This window comes from Mitsuaria sp. BK037 (assembly GCF_014193045.1).
Lineage (GTDB): Bacteria > Pseudomonadota > Gammaproteobacteria > Burkholderiales > Burkholderiaceae_C > Roseateles.
The window spans coordinates 345737-362025 of record NZ_JACHYS010000001.1; the positions used below are offsets into that span (position 1 = coordinate 345737).

12 protein-coding genes are annotated in these 16289 nt (G+C 70.0%); 3 read left to right on the forward strand and 9 right to left on the reverse strand.

All coding sequences use genetic code 11. The features are described from left to right. Positions 1-37: 37 nt before the first annotated feature. The 5 genes from dnaK to FHT37_RS01535 form a co-directional block, all read right to left on the reverse strand. Positions 38-2020, reverse strand: coding sequence for a molecular chaperone DnaK (gene dnaK, locus FHT37_RS01515; protein WP_147241582.1), 1983 nt, complete (start codon positions 2018-2020; stop codon positions 38-40). Positions 2021-2166: 146 nt separating this feature from the next. Beyond that, entirely contained in the window at positions 2167-2709 is a 543-nt protein-coding gene (gene grpE, locus FHT37_RS01520; protein ID WP_183478561.1) for a nucleotide exchange factor GrpE, read from the reverse strand. Between the two features lie 311 nt (positions 2710-3020). Next, positions 3021-3452 (reverse strand): RNA-binding S4 domain-containing protein, encoded by a 432-nt coding sequence (locus FHT37_RS01525; protein WP_147242248.1) that lies wholly within the window; start codon positions 3450-3452, stop codon positions 3021-3023. Between the two features lie 16 nt (positions 3453-3468). Further along, positions 3469-4899, reverse strand: a complete 1431-nt coding sequence (locus FHT37_RS01530; RefSeq protein WP_091725062.1) for a sensor histidine kinase — start codon at positions 4897-4899, stop codon at positions 3469-3471. A 175-nt stretch (positions 4900-5074) separates the two neighbouring features. Beyond that, the gene (locus tag FHT37_RS01535) at positions 5075-5767 is read right to left on the reverse strand and encodes a response regulator transcription factor (RefSeq protein ID WP_183478562.1); all 693 of its coding nucleotides are present in this window, start codon (positions 5765-5767) and stop codon (positions 5075-5077) included. Between the two features lie 155 nt (positions 5768-5922). Between FHT37_RS01535 and FHT37_RS01540 the strand changes: the two genes are divergently transcribed. From FHT37_RS01540 to FHT37_RS01550, 3 genes are read left to right on the forward strand one after another with little or no spacing between them, the layout of a single operon-like run. Beyond that, a complete protein-coding gene (locus FHT37_RS01540) occupies positions 5923-6891 on the forward strand; it encodes a tripartite tricarboxylate transporter substrate binding protein (RefSeq protein WP_183478563.1) in 969 nt (322 codons plus the stop codon). A gap of 16 nt (positions 6892-6907) precedes the next feature. Further along, positions 6908-7498: a tripartite tricarboxylate transporter TctB family protein gene (locus FHT37_RS01545; protein ID WP_183478564.1), complete on the forward strand. Its 591-nt coding sequence runs from the start codon at positions 6908-6910 to the stop codon at positions 7496-7498. Positions 7499-7516: 18 nt separating this feature from the next. Further along, positions 7517-9037: a tripartite tricarboxylate transporter permease gene (locus FHT37_RS01550; protein WP_091723168.1), complete on the forward strand. Its 1521-nt coding sequence runs from the start codon at positions 7517-7519 to the stop codon at positions 9035-9037. 138 nt (positions 9038-9175) lie between these two features. On the opposite strand, the gene hemH is transcribed toward FHT37_RS01550, so the two are convergent. The 4 genes from hemH to dnaG form a co-directional block, all read right to left on the reverse strand. Further along, entirely contained in the window at positions 9176-10276 is a 1101-nt protein-coding gene (hemH, locus tag FHT37_RS01555) for a ferrochelatase (RefSeq protein ID WP_183478565.1), read from the reverse strand. Positions 10277-10336: 60 nt separating this feature from the next. Beyond that, positions 10337-11278, reverse strand: a complete 942-nt coding sequence (locus FHT37_RS01560; protein WP_183478566.1) for an adenylate/guanylate cyclase domain-containing protein — start codon at positions 11276-11278, stop codon at positions 10337-10339. A 268-nt stretch (positions 11279-11546) separates the two neighbouring features. Beyond that, positions 11547-13775, reverse strand: a complete 2229-nt coding sequence (rpoD, locus tag FHT37_RS01565; protein ID WP_091723176.1) for an RNA polymerase sigma factor RpoD — start codon at positions 13773-13775, stop codon at positions 11547-11549. Positions 13776-14206: 431 nt separating this feature from the next. Then, complete coding sequence (dnaG, locus tag FHT37_RS01570; protein WP_147241534.1) at positions 14207-16285, reverse strand: DNA primase; 2079 nt, start codon at positions 16283-16285, stop codon at positions 14207-14209. Positions 16286-16289 lie beyond the last annotated feature (4 nt).

Below are 16289 nucleotides of genomic sequence, written 5' to 3' on the forward strand. Positions count from 1 at the left end.
GCCGATCGCGGCGCCGACCGGGGTCGGCGCGCACGGCTTACTTCGAGTCCTTGACTTCCTTGAACTCGGCGTCCACGACGTTGTCGTCGGCCGGCTTGGACGAGGACTGCGCGGCCGCCTCGGCGTGGTCCGCACCCGCCGCACCCGCCGCACCAGTGGCGCCCGCGGCACCGGCCGCCGCCTGGGCCGCCTGCGCGTCGGCGTACATCTTCTCGCCCAGCTTCTGGCTGGAGGTCATCAGCGCTTCGGTCTTGGCGTCGATGTCGGCCTTGTCCTCGCCCTTGATGGCTTCTTCCAGGTCCTTGATCGCGGCCTCGATCTTTTCCTTCTCGCCGGCGTCCAGCTTGTCGCCATGCTCGGCCAGCGACTTCTGCACCGAGTGCACCAGGCCGTCGGCCTGGTTCTTGGCCTGCACCAGCTCGACCTTCTTCTTGTCCTCGGCGGCGTTGGCCTCGGCGTCCTTCACCATCTTCTCGATCTCGGCCTCGGACAGGCCGGAGTTCGCCTTGATGGTGATCTTGTTTTCCTTGCCGGTGCCCTTGTCCTTGGCGCCGACGTGCAGGATGCCGTTGGCGTCGATGTCGAAGCTCACCTCGATCTGCGGCACGCCGCGCGGCGCCGGCGGGATGCCTTCCAGGTTGAACTCGCCCAGGCTCTTGTTGGCCTGCGCCATCTCGCGCTCGCCCTGGTAGACCTTGATGGTCACCGCAGGCTGGCTGTCCTCGGCGGTCGAGAAGGTCTGGCTGAACTTGGTCGGGATGGTCGTGTTCTTCTTGATCATCTTGGTCATCACGCCGCCCAGGGTCTCGATGCCCAGGCTCAGCGGGGTGACGTCCAGCAGCAGCACGTCGGTGCGCTCGCCGCCCAGGACCTGGCCCTGGATCGCGGCGCCCACGGCCACCGCCTCATCGGGGTTCACGTCCTTGCGCGGGTCCTTGCCGAAGAACTCCTTGACCTTCTCCTGCACCTTGGGCATGCGGGACATGCCGCCGACCAGGATGACGTCGTCGATCTCGCTCACCGACACGCCGGCGTCCTTGATCGCGGTGCGGCAGGGGGCGATGGTGCGCTCGATCAGCTCGTCCACCAGCGACTCCAGCTTGGCGCGGGTCAGCTTGATGTTCAGGTGCTTCGGACCGGTGGCGTCGGCCGTGATGTAGGGCAGGTTGACGTCGGTCTGCGAGGAGTTGGACAGCTCGATCTTGGCCTTCTCGGCCGCTTCCTTCAGGCGCTGCAGCGCCAACACGTCCTTGGTCAGGTCGACGCCTTGCTCCTTTTTGAACTCGGCAATGATGTAGTCGATGATGCGCTGGTCGAAGTCCTCGCCGCCCAGGAAGGTGTCGCCGTTGGTGGACAGCACCTCGAACTGCTTCTCGCCGTCGACGTCGGCGATCTCGATGATCGAGATGTCGAAGGTGCCGCCGCCCAGGTCGAACACCGCGATCTTGCGGTCGCCCGCGCCGTGCTTGTCCAGGCCGAAGGCCAGCGCCGCGGCGGTGGGCTCGTTGATGATGCGCTTGACGTCCAGGCCGGCGATGCGGCCGGCGTCCTTGGTCGCCTGGCGCTGCGCGTCGTTGAAGTAGGCCGGGACGGTGATGACCGCCTCGGTCACTTCCTCGCCGAGGTAGTCCTCGGCGGTCTTCTTCATCTTGCGCAGCACTTCCGCGGAGACCTGCGGCGGCGCCAGCTTCTTGCCGCGCACTTCCACCCACGCGTCGCCGTTGTCGGCCGCGGCGATGGTGTAGGGCATCAGGTCGATGTCCTTCTGGACTTCCTTCTCCGAGAACTTGCGGCCGATCAGGCGCTTGACCGCGTACAGGGTGTTCTTCGGGTTGGTCACCGCCTGGCGCTTGGCCGAGGCGCCGACCAGCACCTCGCCGTCTTCCTGGTACGCAATGATCGACGGGGTGGTGCGGGCGCCTTCCGCGTTCTCGATGACGCGGGTGGTGTTGCCTTCCATCACCGCCACGCACGAGTTGGTCGTGCCCAGGTCGATGCCGATGATCTTCTTCTTAGCCATGTGGTGCTCCTGAATAGGGAAAAACTGGCGGAACGGTCAGCGTGGGAGGCTCGGTGGAGCGAGCGGCTGAAACAACGTTCCGGGATGCTGCTGATCTGTGGATAACTTCGCCGGGTTCAAGGGCCCCGATCGATTTTTCGCTGTGCTTATTTGGGGGCGGACACGGTGACCAGCGCCGGGCGCAGCACACGGTCGGCGATCAGGAAGCCCTTCTGCAGCACGGTCACGACCGTGTTCGGATCCTGCTCTGCCGGGACCATCGAGATCGCCTGGTGCTGGTGGGGGTCGAACTTGGTACCGGCGGCCGGATTGATCTCCAGCACCTTGTTGCGCTCCAGCGCGGACTGCAGCTGGCGCAGCGTGGCGTGCACGCCCTCGAGCACCTGCTCGACGCTGGCGTCCGGGCGGGCGATGGCGGCGGTCAGGCTGTCCACCACCGGCAGCATCGCGTCGGCGAAGCCCTCGACCGCGAACTTGCGGGCCTTGGCGGTGTCTTCCTCGCCGCGGCGGCGGGTGTTCTCAACTTCGGCCTTGGCGCGCAGATAGGCGTCGGACATCTCGGCCAGGCGGCGTTCGGTGTCGGCGAGCTTGGCCTCCAGCGTCTCGGGCACCGAGGCGGCGGCCGCGGCGGCAGCTTGCTGGGTCAGTTCGTCCAGCGTCGGGTCGGGTTGTTGGTTGTCAGTCGTCATGGTTGGATGGCCCCAAAGCGGAGCCCGACTTCTCTTCGGAAGGGGACCGGCGTCGGTGGGAGCCAGTCTGCGTCGGGCGACCCGCCGCATCTGGGGCCCATGGCCGGAACTTCAAGAGGGGGATTTTGGCATCGGTGCGCGGGCAAGCCGGGGGCCTGCTAGCGGCGCTTCTTACTGCGGAGGTCGGGGCGTTGGCCGCCATGGCTTGGGGCCCCGGCGGCCAGCGCCGAAACCCCAAGCCATGCCGTCCCCAACCCCTGTCGTCCTTTCACGGTTTTGCGACCGGGGACTTCGGGGGAGGGGACCGGCGGTCATTCGTCGATGCTGGCGCTCCAGCGGTCGTCCCACTCGGCCAGCTTGCGGCGGTCGTGCTTGGTCGGGCGGCCCTGGACGATGGTGTCGGCCGGCTCGGGGGCCAGGCGGCGCGCCTCGGCCGCGCGCTCGCGGGCGGCGATGCTGTCCGGCGTCTCCTCGTACAGCGTCTGGGCGACCGGCGCCGGACCGCGGACGCTGCTGAGACCGAGCACCTTGACCTCGCGGGCCACCACGCCCTGGCGCAGTTGCACCATGTCGCCGGGACGCAGTTCGCGCGAGGCCTTCACCGCCTGGCCGTTGACGGTCACGCGGCCCTTGCCGATCTCCTCGACGGCGATCGAGCGGGTCTTGTAGAAGCGGGCGGCCCAGAGCCACTTGTCCAGGCGCAGGCTGGTCAGCTCGGAGGAGGAACGGTGGGAGGCAGGCATCAGGGGGCGGATTGTCCTACGCCGGACCGGCGTCGGTCGATGCTGCCGCCGGCAGCCGCACCACGGCGTCCAGGCCCTCGATGACCCCGTCGCGCTCGCGGTTGTCCAGCGCCAGCGTGCCGCCCAGCGAGCCGACGATCTCCCGGCAGATCGCCAGCCCCAGTCCCGAGCCGCCATTGGGCCCGGCCGCGAAGGGCTGGCCGAGCTTGGCCCGCAGCGACGCCGGGATGCCGGGCCCGCTGTCGCCGATGCGCAGCTCGACGACGCCGGCCGTCGCGCCGCTGCCGTCGGCCTCGCGACCGCGCAGCGTCACCGCGACCGCCAATCGGCCGCCGCGCGGGCAGTGCCGCAGCGCGTTGTGCAGCAGGTTGCGGGCGAGCTCGCGCAGCGCCCAGGCATGGCCGCGCACCGGCGCGGGCTCGGTGGACAGCTCGAAGTCCAGTTCGGCGTCGGCGATCAGCGGGGCCAGGTCCAGCGCCACCTCGCGCACCGTCGCCGCCAGGTCCAGCCGTGGCGGATCGCCCTGCTGGCGCAGCTGCTCGACCTTGGCCAGCGCCAGCATCTGGTTGGCCAGCGCGGTCGCGCCGTCGACGGTGGCGCCGATCTCGTCGATCGCCTGCGCCGCCGGCACGTCGCCGCGCCGGGCCGACTGCACCTGCGCCTTGAGCACCGCCAGCGGCGTGCGCAGCTGGTGCGAGGTGTCGCGCACGAAGCGCTTCTGGTGGGCGAGCAGCCCGGCCTGGCGGTGCCAGGCCTCGTTGATCGCGGCCACCAGCGGCGCGAGTTCCGCCGGCACGCCCGGCATCGGGATGGGATCGATGTCGTCGTCGGCGCGCGCGGCGATCGTGCGGCTGAGCGCCCGCACCGGCCGCGTCGCGAAGAGCACCACGCCCCACACCACGATCGCGATCACCGCCAGCAGCGCCGCCTGACGCCACAGCGTCGAGACCAGCACCTGGCGCGCCAGCGTGCGGCGGATCTCCAGGGTCTCGGCGACCTGGATCGTGGCCACGCCCAGGCCGGCCGCGCCCGCCACCGGCTGCTTCAGCACCGCGATGCGCACCGGCTCGCCCTGGTAGACGTCGTCGTAGAAATCGACCAGCGCCGCGTAGGCGCCGCGGTCGGGCAGCCTGCCGTGCCAGGCGGGCAGGTCGTCGAAGCCCGACACCCATTCGCCCTGGAAGCCGGTGACGCGATAGAACATGCGGCTGCGGTTGTCCGCCTCGAAGGCCTCGAGCGCCGCGTAGGGCACCTCGGAGACGAGCCGCGGCGCGTCGGGCGAGCCCTGCACGTCGAGCTGCTCGCCGATGGTCTTGGCCGAGGCCAGCAGCGTGCGGTCGTAGGCGGTGTCGATGGCGCGCCGCGCGTCCTGGTAGAGCCGGTGCGCATTGGCGCCGATCAGCAGCCCCACCGGCACCAGGATGCCCAGCAGCAGCCGGCTGCGCATCGAGCTCAGCCCGCGTCCGCGTCGCCGCGGCCACGGTCGCGCTGCCCAGGTCCGGGGCTCGCCGCTCGCGCGGTCGCCCGCCGCGCTGCTCGAGCCCTCGATGCCGCGCGCGCCTGCCGCGTCGCGCTTGACCTCCACGCCGCTCACGTCGCTCACGCCCCGCACCTCGCGCCGTTCAGTCGGGCGCCTTCAGCAGGTAGCCCAGTCCCCGCAGCGTGACCAGCCGGGCGCCGTCCGCGGGCAGCCGCTTGCGCAGCCGGTAGGCGACGACCTCGACCGCGTCGGGCTGCACGTCCAGGTCGTCGGCGAAGACGATCTCGGTGAGCCGTTCCTTGGCCACCGCCTGGCCCGGTCGCGCCAGCAGCGCGCGCAGCAGCGCGGCCTCGCGCGGCGGCAGGTCCAGCGGCAGGCCCAGGTGGTAGATCGCGCCGCTGTCGGCGTCCACGCGCAGGCCGCAGAAGGCCTCGTCGTCGTGCGCGCCCGCAATCGCCGGCGCACCGCCCGCGCCGCGGCTGCGGCGGGCGAGGGCGCGCACCCGGGCCTCGAGTTCATCCAGGTCGAAGGGCTTGGGCATGTAGTCGTCGGCGCCCAGGTTCAGGCCGAGGATGCGGTCGCCCACGGTGCCGCGCGCGGTCAGGATGATCACCGGCGTGGCCAGGTGCGCGGCGCGCGCGGCCGAGAGCAGTTCCAGGCCGTCGATGTCGGGCAGCGACAGGTCCAGCAGCACCACGTCCGGCGGCTGCGCGCGCCAGCGCTCCAGGGCCGGCCGGCCCTCGGAGAAGCCCAGCACCTGGATGCCGCGGCGCTCGAACGAGCGGGCCACCGTGGTCTGCAGCGCGGCGTTGTCCTCGACGAAAAGCAACCTCATGATCGGCAGTGTCCGCCAGCGGCCGCGCGGCCGCCGCTCAGGGTCAACCCTGAGCTTCCCGACAGCCGAATGAAAGCCGCCATGTGCACGATGCGCGGCACAACGACATCGGGCGCGCGCTCTGCCCCGGCGTCGACAACCAAGGAGACACGAGCATGCGTCGAGACCAGTTCCTCAAGTCCGCGGCCGCCTTCGCCGCGCTGGGCGCCACGGGCGCGCTGCCGCTGGGCGCGCAGGCCGCCGCGGCGCTGAAGATCCTCGTGCCCGCCAACCCGGGCGGCGGCTGGGACATCACCGGTCGCGCGCTGGGCAAGGCCCTGCAGGACGCCGGCGCCGCCGGCGCGGTGACCTTCGAGAACAAGGGCGGCGCCGCCGGCGCCATCGGCCTGGCGCAGTTCGTCAACGCCGCCAAGGGCGACCCGAACGCGATGATGGTCATGGGCGCCGTGATGCTGGGCGGCCTGATCACCAGCAAGCAGCCGGTGACGCTGACGCAGGCCACGCCGATCGCGCGCCTGACCAGCGAATACAACGTCTTCGTGCTGCCGGCCAACTCGCCCTTCAAGACGATGAAGGACGTGGTCGAGGCGCTGAAGAAGGACCCCGGCTCGGTGAAGTGGGGCGGCGGTTCGCGCGGCGCCACCGAGCACATCGCCGCAGCCATGCTGGCCCGCGAGGTCGGCGTCGACGCGACCAAGGTCAACTACGTCGCCTTCCGCGGCGGCGGCGAGGCGGTGGCCGCGATCCTGGGCGGCAACGTCTCCATCGGCGGCAGCGGCTACAGCGAGTTCCAGCCCTACATCGAGAGCGGCAAGATGCGCCCGATCGCGATCACCGCGCCGCAGCGCATCAAGGGCCTGGACATCCCGACGATGAAGGAGCTCGGCTACAACGTCGAGATCGGCAACTGGCGCGGCGTCTACGGCGCGCCCGGCATCACGCCGCAGCAGCGCCAGGCGCTGATCGACATGGTCGTCAAGGCGACCAAGTCCAAGGCCTGGACCGAGGCGCTGGAGAAGAACGGCTGGACGCCGGCCGTGCTGACCGGCAAGGCCTTCGAGGACTTCGTCGACGCCGAGTTCGCGTCGCTGCGCGCGATCATGCACAAGTCCGGCATGGTCTGATCCCGGGAGGCCCGCCATGTCCGATTCCTCCTCCAAGGCCGTGGCCGGCCACCCGACCGCCACCGTGCCCGGCGCGGCGCCCTCGGCGCCGGATGTCGTCGACACCACCCCGCATCCGCTGTACCAGACCCTGGTCGGCGTGGGCGCGGTCGTCGTCGGCGCGGTGATGACCATCGGCGCCGCCGCCATCCCCGGTGACGCCGGTTACGGCGGCGTCGGTCCCAACGCGCTGCCGTGGTTCGTCGCGGTGGTGCTGATCGTCTGCGGCGCCTGGCTGGTGTGGGAGTCCCGCACCGGCGGCTTCCGCCAGATGGAGCCGCCCTCGGGCGCACCGCGCGCCGACTGGGTGTCGGCCGCCTGGGTCGCCGGCGCGGTCATCGCCAACGCGGCGCTGATCACCACGATCGGCTTCGTGCTCGCCTGCACGCTGTGCTTCGTACTGGCCGTGCGCGGCCTGCGCCGCGCCGAGGGCAAGGGCCACGGCGGCGCGCGCCAGCTCCTCATCGACGTCGTCACCGGGCTGCTGATCGCCGCGCCGGTGTTCTGGCTCTTCAACAAGCTGCTCGCCCTCAACCTGCCGGCCCTCACCGCCGGCGGCTGGCTCTGAGCCTCCTGGAGTCCTGACATGCAAGACCTCTGGACCCACCTGATGGGCGGCTTCGCCACGGCCGCCTCGGGCGCGAACCTGATGTGGGCCTTCATCGGCTGCGCGCTGGGCACCGCCATCGGCGTGCTGCCCGGCCTCGGCCCGGCCGTGACCGTGGCGATGCTGCTGCCCATCACCGCGCAGGTCGACCCGACCGCGTCGATGATCTTCTTCGCCGGCATCTACTACGGCGCGATGTACGGCGGCTCGACGACCTCCATCCTGCTCAACACCCCCGGCGAGACCGGCACCATGGTGACCGCGCTGGAGGGCTTCAAGATGGCCCGCCACGGCCGCGCCGGCGCGGCGCTGGCCACCGCGGCGATCGGTTCGTTCTTCGCCGGCACCATCGCCACCGTGCTGGTCACGCTGTTCGCGCCGGTGCTGGCGGACTTCGCCGTGACGCTGGGCCCGCCGGAGTACTTCTGCCTGATGCTGCTGGCCTTCACCACCGTCAGCGCGGTGCTGGGGCAGAGCACGCTGCGCGGCATGACGGCGCTGTTCATCGGGCTGGCGATGGGCCTGGTCGGCCAGGACCAGATCACCGGCCAGATCCGCTACACCGCCGGCGTGCCCGAGTTCCTGGACGGCATCGAGACGGTGCTGGTCGCGGTCGGCCTGTTCGCGGTGGGCGAGACGCTCTACGTCGCGCTCTACGAGGGGCGCAGCAACCTGATGATGAACACCATGGGTCGCGTGCACATGACGCGCCTGGAGTGGAAACGCTCGATCCCGGCCTGGATCCGCGGCACCGGGCTGGGCTTCCCGTTCGGCGTCATCCCGGCGGGCGGCACCGAGATCCCGACCTTCCTGAGCTACGCGACCGAGCGCAAGCTGTCCAAGCACAAGGAAGAGTTCGGCACCACCGGCGCGATCGAAGGCGTGGCCGGGCCCGAGGCGGCCAACAACGCGGCGGTGACCGGCACGCTGGTGCCGCTGCTGACGCTGGGCATCCCGACCTCGGTGACGGCGGCCATCCTGCTGTCGGCGCTGCAGAACTACGGCATCCAGGCCGGGCCGCAGCTGTTCACCACCTCGTCGGCGCTGGTGTGGGCGCTGATCGCGTCGCTGTACATCGGCAACGTGATGCTGCTGGTGCTGAACCTGCCGCTGGTGGGCCTGTGGGTGAAGCTGCTGCGCATCCCGCGCGCGCCGCTGTACGCCGGCATCCTGATCTTCGCGACCGTGGGCGTGTACGGCATGCGCCAGAGCGCCTTCGACCTGTACCTGATGCTGGCCATCGGCGCGATGGGCGTGGTGATGCGGCGCTTCGACTTCCCGACCGCGCCGGTCGTCGTCGGCATGATCCTGGGCCCGCTGGCCGAGGCGCACCTGCGCAACGGCGTGGCCATCGGCGGCGGCCACTGGGGCGTCTTCTTCGAGCGGCCGTTGTCGGCGGGGCTGCTGGCCGTCGTGGTGATCGTGCTGCTGCTGCCGCGCGCGCTGAAGTGGCTGGGCGCGCGCAAGGCGCGCCAGCAGGCGGCGACCGCGCTCGGCTGAGCGCCGCGCCGGACGCGCGAAGGGCCCCCGCGGGGGCCCTTCTTCATTGGCGCTTCATCGGGACCTTGTCGGCCGGCCGCACGATGGGACGGCGTCGGCATGACGCCCTCGTGGCAGAGGCGCGACCGCGCGCCGTCGTCAGCGAGCGGCGCCGGCGGCCGTGGCGGCCTGGCGCTGGCGGGCGAGGGCGGCGGCCTGCGCCTCGTCGGGGACGACGGTCGTCGGCCAGCCCTGCAGGTGCTGGGTCGCGATCGCCGCGAGCGCGCGGATGTGGGCCGGGCGATCGTTCAGGCAGGGGATGTAGCTGAAGCGCTGGCCGCCGCTGTGCAGGAAGGCCTCGCGCGCTTCCATGTCGATCTCTTCCAGCGTCTCGATGCAGTCCGCCGAGAAGCCGGGGCAGACCACGTCGACCGACTTCAGCCCGCGCCCGGCCAGCTCTCGCAGCGTGGGCTCGGTGTAAGGCTCCAGCCAGCGCGCCTTGCCGAAGCGACTCTGGAAACTCACCTTGTACTGGGCGTCGGACAGCCCCAGCGCCTCGGCCAGCAGGCGGCCGGTCTTCAGGCACTCGCAGTGGTAGGGGTCGCCCAGCGCCAGCGTGCGCGCGGGCATGCCGTGGAAGCTCATCAGCAGCAGCTCGCCGCGGCCCTCGGCCTTCCAGTGGGCGCGCACGCTGTCGGCCAGCGCGGCGATGTAGCGCGGGTCGTCGTGGTAGCGGTTGACGAAGCGGAACTCCGGCAGGTGGCGATGCGCCAGCGACCAGCGCGCCACGTCGTCGACGACGCTGGCGGTGGTCGCGCCCGAGTACTGCGGATAGGCCGGCAGCACCAGCACCCGCGTGGCGCCCTCGGCGCGCAGCGCGTCGAGCTGCGACGCGATCGACGGGTTGCCGTAGCGCATCGCCGGCAGCACCTTGACGCGGTGGCCCTGCTCGCCGAGCTGGCCCTGCAGCAGCGCGGCCTGCTTCTTCGTCCAGACCAGCAGCGGCGAGCCGTCCTTGGTCCAGATGCTGGCGTACTTCTTCGCCGACTTGGCCGGCCGGGTGCGCAGGATCACGCCGTGCAGGATCGGCCACCAGGCGGCTCTCGGGATCTCGATGACGCGCGGGTCGGACAGGAACTGCGCCAGGTAGCGGCGCGTGGCCTCGGGCGTGGGCGCGTCGGGCGTGCCCAGGTTGACCAGCAGCAGGCCGATCGTCGGCGCGCGCCCATGGACGTGGTCGGGTTCGGGACGGAAGCTCATCCGGCGAGGAGAAGGAAGGACAGGGAAGGGCGGCGGTCGTGCTGCGGTCGGGCGGCGCGCTCAGAGGCCGCCGCGGCGCATCAGCATCGGCGAGGCGGCCTCGGCCAGGTGCAGTACCTCGAAGCGCACGGTCGGCGCCTGCGTCTCGGACGGCGGCCCGCCCAGGCCGATCGCGCCCGCGCCGTGCAGCGTGCAGGAGCCGCGGCGCAGGCTCAGCGTCTGGCCGCCGGCGCCGAAGCGCACGAAGGTGCCGTTGTAGCTCAGGTCGGTGAGGCTGAAGCTGCTGCCTTGCCAGTCGATGCGGGCATGCGAGCGGCTGACGCGGACGTCGGTGATGCAGTAGGTCGCCTGCGTGCTGCGGCCCAGCACGATGGGCATCTCCTCGATGTCGAAGACGCGGTCCAGGTCCTGCCAGACCAGGCGGATGCCTTCGGGCGCGGCGCTGCGGACGATCTCGCCGAACTGCGTCGCCGCCGCGTCGCCGCGGCCCTGGTCCAGCACGTAGATGTGGACCGGCTCGGCACGGCCGCGCACGCTGATGTGGTCCAGGCTGCGGAAGCGCGACTTCTGTGCGCTGGTCAGGCCGTGCACCACCTCGGCGGTGACGACGGTCTCGCCATCGCCGGCATGGTCCAGCAAGCGGGCCGCGACGTTGACCGCGTCGCCGAAGCAGTCGCCGTGGATCTCGACCACCTCGCCGCGCGCCAGCGCGATCTGCAGGTGGGTGTGGCGCAGCCGCTCGCTGCGGGCCGAAGTCTTGACCAGCAGCTCCTGCATCCGCATCGCGGCCTTGATGCCGTCGCGCGGGTTGTCGAAGGCGGCCATCAGGCCGTCGCCCAGGGTCTTGATGATGTCGCCGCGGTTCTCGTCGACCGCCTGGCCGATCAGCGCGACCGTCTGCGTCACCAGCCCCGAGGCCTCCGCGTTGCCCAGGGTCTCGAACAGCGCCGTGCTGCCGCGCAGGTCGGCAAACAGGACGGAGCGCTCGCGGATCTGGGTCATCGGCCTTGTTGGAGCTGAGGTGTGAAGGAAGTCTCAGTGTAGCCGCGCCACCCTCGGCGCCGCGTGGTGATTAGCCCTCGCCTCGGGGGCCTGTCGGCCCGGGTGCGACACCTCTCCCCCGACGGGCGGGCGAATGCCGGAGCACGCCCGGGGCGACAGCGCCTGGTCATGAAAAAACCGGCCAGCGTCCGAAGACGGTGGCCGGTCGATGAGGCAAACCCGGTGCCCGAAGTTCGACAGCCGTCTGGCCGCCGAAGGGGCGGGGGATTTACAAGTTGTCCAGGTAGGTGCGCAGCTTGTCCGAGCGGCTCGGATGCTTGAGCTTGCGGATCGCCTTGGCTTCGATCTGGCGGATGCGCTCGCGGGTGACGTCGAACTGCTTGCCGACTTCCTCCAGCGTGTGGTCCGTGCTCATCTCGATGCCGAAGCGCATGCGCAGCACCTTCGCTTCGCGCGGGGTCAGGCTGTCGAGGATGTCCTTCACCACCTCGCGCAGGCCGGCCTGCATGGCGGCTTCGATCGGCGCGGTGTTGTTGGTGTCCTCGATGAAGTCGCCCAGGTGGCTGTCGTCGTCGTCCCCGATCGGCGTTTCCATGGAGATCGGCTCCTTGGCGATCTTCATGATCTTGCGGATCTTGTCCTCCGGCATCTCCATCTTCTCGGCCAGCGTCGGCGCGTCCGGCTCGAAGCCGAACTCCTGCAGATGCTGGCGCGAGATGCGGTTCATCTTGTTGATCGTCTCGATCATGTGAACCGGGATGCGGATGGTGCGGGCCTGGTCCGCGATCGAGCGCGTGATGGCCTGACGGATCCACCACGTCGCGTAGGTCGAGAACTTGTAGCCGCGGCGATATTCGAACTTGTCCACCGCCTTCATCAGGCCGATGTTGCCTTCCTGGATCAGGTCCAGGAATTGCAGCCCGCGGTTGGTGTACTTCTTGGCGATCGAGATGACCAGGCGCAGGTTGGCCTCGATCATTTCCTTCTTCGCGTCGCGCGAGGCCTTCTCGCCCTCGTTCATCCGCTTGTTGATGCCCTTGAGGTCATCCAGCGGCACCACCGCCTTGCCCTGGATGTCGATCAGCTTCTGCTGCAACTCCTGGATGGCCGGCAGGTTGCGCGACATGATGTTCGCGTACGGCTTGCCCGAGGCCACTTCCTTCTCGGCCCACTGCAGGTTCAGCACGTTGGGCGGGAAGGTCTTGATGAAGTGGTCCTGCGGCATGCCGCACTTGTCCACGACGATCTTGCGGATCTCGCGCTCGAAGCGGCGCACGTCGTCGACCTGCGAGCGCAGGATGTCGCACAGCTTCTCGATGGTCTTGACGGTGAAGCGGATCGTCATCAGCTCGGCGCTGATGGCCGCCTGGGCCTTGTTGTAGTTGGCCGACTTGTAGCCGTCCTTCTCGAAGGCCTTGCGCATCTTGTCGAAGTTGGACGCGAGCGAGTCCAGCTTCACCAGCGCCGCGTTCTTCAGCTCTTCCAGCTTCTTGGTCAGGGCCTTGGAGCCGCCGGCGCCGTCGTCGTCGTCCTCTTCGTCGAACTCGTCGAAGTCCTCTTCGGCGACGTAGTCGTCCGCCTCGTCATCGGAGACGAAGCCGTCCACGGCTTCCGAGATCTGCATCTCGCCGGCGCGGATCTTGGCGGCCATGGCCAGGATCTCGGCGATGGTCGTCGGGGAGGCGCTGATCGCCAGCATCATGGCCTGCAGGCCGCCTTCGATGCGCTTGGCGATCTCGATCTCGCCCTCGCGGGTCAGCAGCTCGACGGTGCCCATCTCGCGCATGTACATGCGCACCGGGTCGGTCGTGCGGCCGAATTCGGAGTCGACGGTCGACAGCGCGGCTTCCGCGGCTTCTTCCGCTTCCTCCTCGGTGGCCGTCGGGGAGGTCGAGCCCTGGATCAGCAGCGTGGCGGCGTCGGGTGCCTGCTCGTACACGGCGATGCCCATGTCGTTGAGCATCGACACGATCGCCTCGAGGATTTCCTCGTTGATCAGCTTCTCGGGCAGGTGGTCGTTGATTTCCTGATGCGTCAGGAAACCCCGCGTCTTGCCCATCTTGATGAGGGTCTTGAGCTCCTGGCGGCGCTTGGCGACTTCCTCTTCGGTCAGCGCGGTCTCGTCCAGGCCGAACTCGCGCATGAGCGCGCGCTCCTTGGCGCGGCTGACCTTCATGCGCAGCGGCTTGGCCTTGGGCTTGTCCTCGCCCAGCTCCTCGACCTCGGCGGTCTCGACTTCCGCGTCGGCCTCGCCGTCGCCCTCGACCTCGCCGTCGGCGTCCGCGTCGCCGAAGTCCTCGTCCTCTTCCTCGACCTTGGCCTTGCCGGCGGGTTTCTTCGACTCGGTCTCGGCCTTGGGCTTGCGGCCGCGCTTGGGCTTGTCATCGGCCGAAGCGGTGGCGGTCTTGGTGGTCTTGGCGGCGGCCTTCGCGGCCGGCTTCTTGACTTCTTCGGTTTCTGCGGCGGCGGCCTTGGACGCGGTCTTTTTGGCGGTCATGCAGTTCCTCGGTGGCTCGGGGCCAGTAGGTGAATGCGGGGAAATTCGCGGTGATGCAGGCAATGCAAACGGCCACCTGCGTCGCCGGCGCCCACAAACTCCCGGCACTTGCGGGCTATGCGGCGCGACGAGCCCAGGCGGCTCGAACTCGTGCCCTGGACGACAGGTCGGGACGACCCGACCGCCATTCAAGGCTTGGCGCGTGAAGGCTAGCGTGAACCGTTGAAGTTGCAGCCCAGGCGGTAAAGGTTGGCCACTTTGAATATGAACCCAGGGTCAGCTGGGGGGCCGGGGACCGGTTGGCGCTGCGGTCACTCTTGACGCGCGAAAACCCTTGATTATCTGCGAAATCGGTTGTTTGGTCAAAAAGGCGGATTCAACCGCCCCGAAGAGCGCCCATGGAACGCCCATAGAACGCCCATAGAACGCCCTCAAACCGCCTTCAGGTCGCGGATCTGCCGCTGCAGCGACTGGAAGCGCGCCATGTCCGGCTGCGGACTGCGGGCGATCCGGTCGGCGTCCGCCTGCAGCTTGCCGATCCACAGCTTGCGCAGGGTTTCGCGGAATTCCGCCTCGAGGTGCTCGTCGCCGGGCGGGGCGGTCAGCGGGCCGCCGCTGACGCGCTGGGCGAGGTCCATCAGGTCCGCTTCCTGCAGCGCGACCTGCAGCACCGCCCAGGGCGTCGGGCCGTTGTCGACCAGGAAGCGCTCGAGCCAGGCGATCAGCTGCCCATGTTCGCCGGGCAGTTCATGCAGCAGCTGCAGGTCCTGTTCGCCGATCTGGTGCCAGAGCTCGCCGTGCAGCAGCAGCATCCGGACCGCGAGGTTCATCGGCGCCGGCGGCAGCTCCAGCGGCATGCCGATGGTCGGGTCCTGGTCGCGCTTGCGCCACTCGCCCTTGCCGCTCCACTTGCCTTTGCCGCCCTTGCCCTTGAAGTCGCCCTTGGGTTCCCACTTGCGCTGGGGCTGGCCCGGCGGCGGTCCGCCGGACGCGACGCCCGCGTCGACATCGTGCGGGATGTGGACCTCGTCCGGTCCATGCGAGCCCTCGTCGCCGTAGGCCGAGGCGGGGATGTCGAAGTAGGGGTCGTCGTGGACGCCGTCCGTCGACGGAGCGGCCGCGCGCGCGGCCGGTCTCGGCGCGGGCGCCGCGGCGGGACGCTCCGCGCGCGGGCGAGTGCCCGGCGCGGCCGGCGGCAGCGCGTTGGCCCACAGCGCCTGCAGTTCCGCGTCCGGCAGCTGTGCGCGCCGTGCCAGCTCGCCCAGCAGCTGGCGCTTGAGCAGCCCATCGGGCAGCGCTGCCCACAGCGGCTTGGCGACGCTGAGCATCCTCGCGCGGCCCTCGGGCGTGCCGAGGTCGCAGCCGTCGGCGGCGGTCTCCATCAGCTGGCGCGACAGCGGCACGGCGCCCTCGACGCAGCGCTCGAAGGCGTCGGCTCCCAGCTCCCGGACATACGAATCGGGGTCGTGTTCGGTCGGCAGGAAGAGGAACTTGATCGTCCGCGTCTCGTTGGCGTGGGGCAGGGCGGCCTCGAGCGCCCGACCCGCGGCGCGTCGGCCGGCGGCGTCGCCGTCGAAGCTGAACACCACCGACTCGGTGAAGCGGAACAGCTTCTGCACATGGTCCTGCGTGCAGGCCGTGCCCAGCGTCGCCACCGCGTTGCCGAAGCCGTGCTGCGCCAGCGCCACGACGTCCATGTAGCCCTCGACCACCAGCGCATAGCCGCGCCGGCGCATCGCGGGCCGGGCCTCGTAGAGGCCGTACAGCTCCTTGCCCTTGTGGAAGACCGGCGTCTCCGGGGAATTCAGGTACTTGGGCTCGCCCTTGTCGAGCACGCGCCCGCCGAAGCCGATGACCTCGCCCAGCACGTTGCGGATGGGGAACATCACCCGGTCGCGGAAGCGGTCGTAGCGGCGCTGCTCGGCCTCGCTCTTGCCGGGGTCGTCCTGGAGGATGACCAGGCCGGTCTCGACCAGCAGCGGGTCGTCGTAGGACGGGAAGGCGCTGGCCAGCGAGCGCCATCCATCGGGCGCGTAGCCCAGGCCGAACTGCAGCGCGATCTGGCCGGTGAGGCCGCGGCCCTTGAGGTATTCGATCGCGCGCGGGTTGCCCTTGAGCTGCTGGCGGTAGTGCTGGCCGGCCTTGGCCAGGATCTCGGTGAGCGTGGCCTGGCGCTGCTTCTGCGCCTTTTCCTGCTCGCGCTGCTGGGGGCTGCGGTCGTCCTCGGGCACCTGCATGCCGGCCTGCTGGGCCAGGTCCCTGACCGCGTCGATGAAGCCGATGCCCAGGTGCTCCATCAGGAAACCGACGGCGTTGCCGTGCTGGCCGCAGCCGAAGCAGTGGAAGGTCTGGCGCGAGGGGCTGACGGTGAAGCTCGGGGTCTTCTCGCCGTGGAACGGGCACAGGCCCTTGTGGTTGATGCCGGCCTTCTTGAGGTCGACATGGCGGCCCACGATGTCGACGATGTCGACGCGGGCCAGGAGGTCCTGAATAAAGCCGGGCGGGATCACCGCA

Bases quoted from the DNA above. Each gene is read 5' to 3' on its own strand.
- dnaK (WP_147241582.1), bottom strand. From the start codon at position 2,020: ATGGCTAAGAAGAAGATCATCGGCATCGACCTGGGCACGACCAACTCG.
- grpE (WP_183478561.1), bottom strand. From the start codon at position 2,709: ATGACGACTGACAACCAACAACCCGACCCGACGCTGGACGAACTGACC.
- FHT37_RS01525 (WP_147242248.1), bottom strand. From the start codon at position 3,452: ATGCCTGCCTCCCACCGTTCCTCCTCCGAGCTGACCAGCCTGCGCCTG.
- FHT37_RS01530 (WP_091725062.1), bottom strand. From the start codon at position 4,899: ATGCGCAGCCGGCTGCTGCTGGGCATCCTGGTGCCGGTGGGGCTGCTG.
- FHT37_RS01535 (WP_183478562.1), bottom strand. From the start codon at position 5,767: ATGAGGTTGCTTTTCGTCGAGGACAACGCCGCGCTGCAGACCACGGTG.
- FHT37_RS01540 (WP_183478563.1), top strand. From the start codon at position 5,923: ATGCGTCGAGACCAGTTCCTCAAGTCCGCGGCCGCCTTCGCCGCGCTG.
- FHT37_RS01545 (WP_183478564.1), top strand. From the start codon at position 6,908: ATGTCCGATTCCTCCTCCAAGGCCGTGGCCGGCCACCCGACCGCCACC.
- FHT37_RS01550 (WP_091723168.1), top strand. From the start codon at position 7,517: ATGCAAGACCTCTGGACCCACCTGATGGGCGGCTTCGCCACGGCCGCC.
- hemH (WP_183478565.1), bottom strand. From the start codon at position 10,276: ATGAGCTTCCGTCCCGAACCCGACCACGTCCATGGGCGCGCGCCGACG.
- FHT37_RS01560 (WP_183478566.1), bottom strand. From the start codon at position 11,278: ATGACCCAGATCCGCGAGCGCTCCGTCCTGTTTGCCGACCTGCGCGGC.
- rpoD (WP_091723176.1), bottom strand. From the start codon at position 13,775: ATGACCGCCAAAAAGACCGCGTCCAAGGCCGCCGCCGCAGAAACCGAA.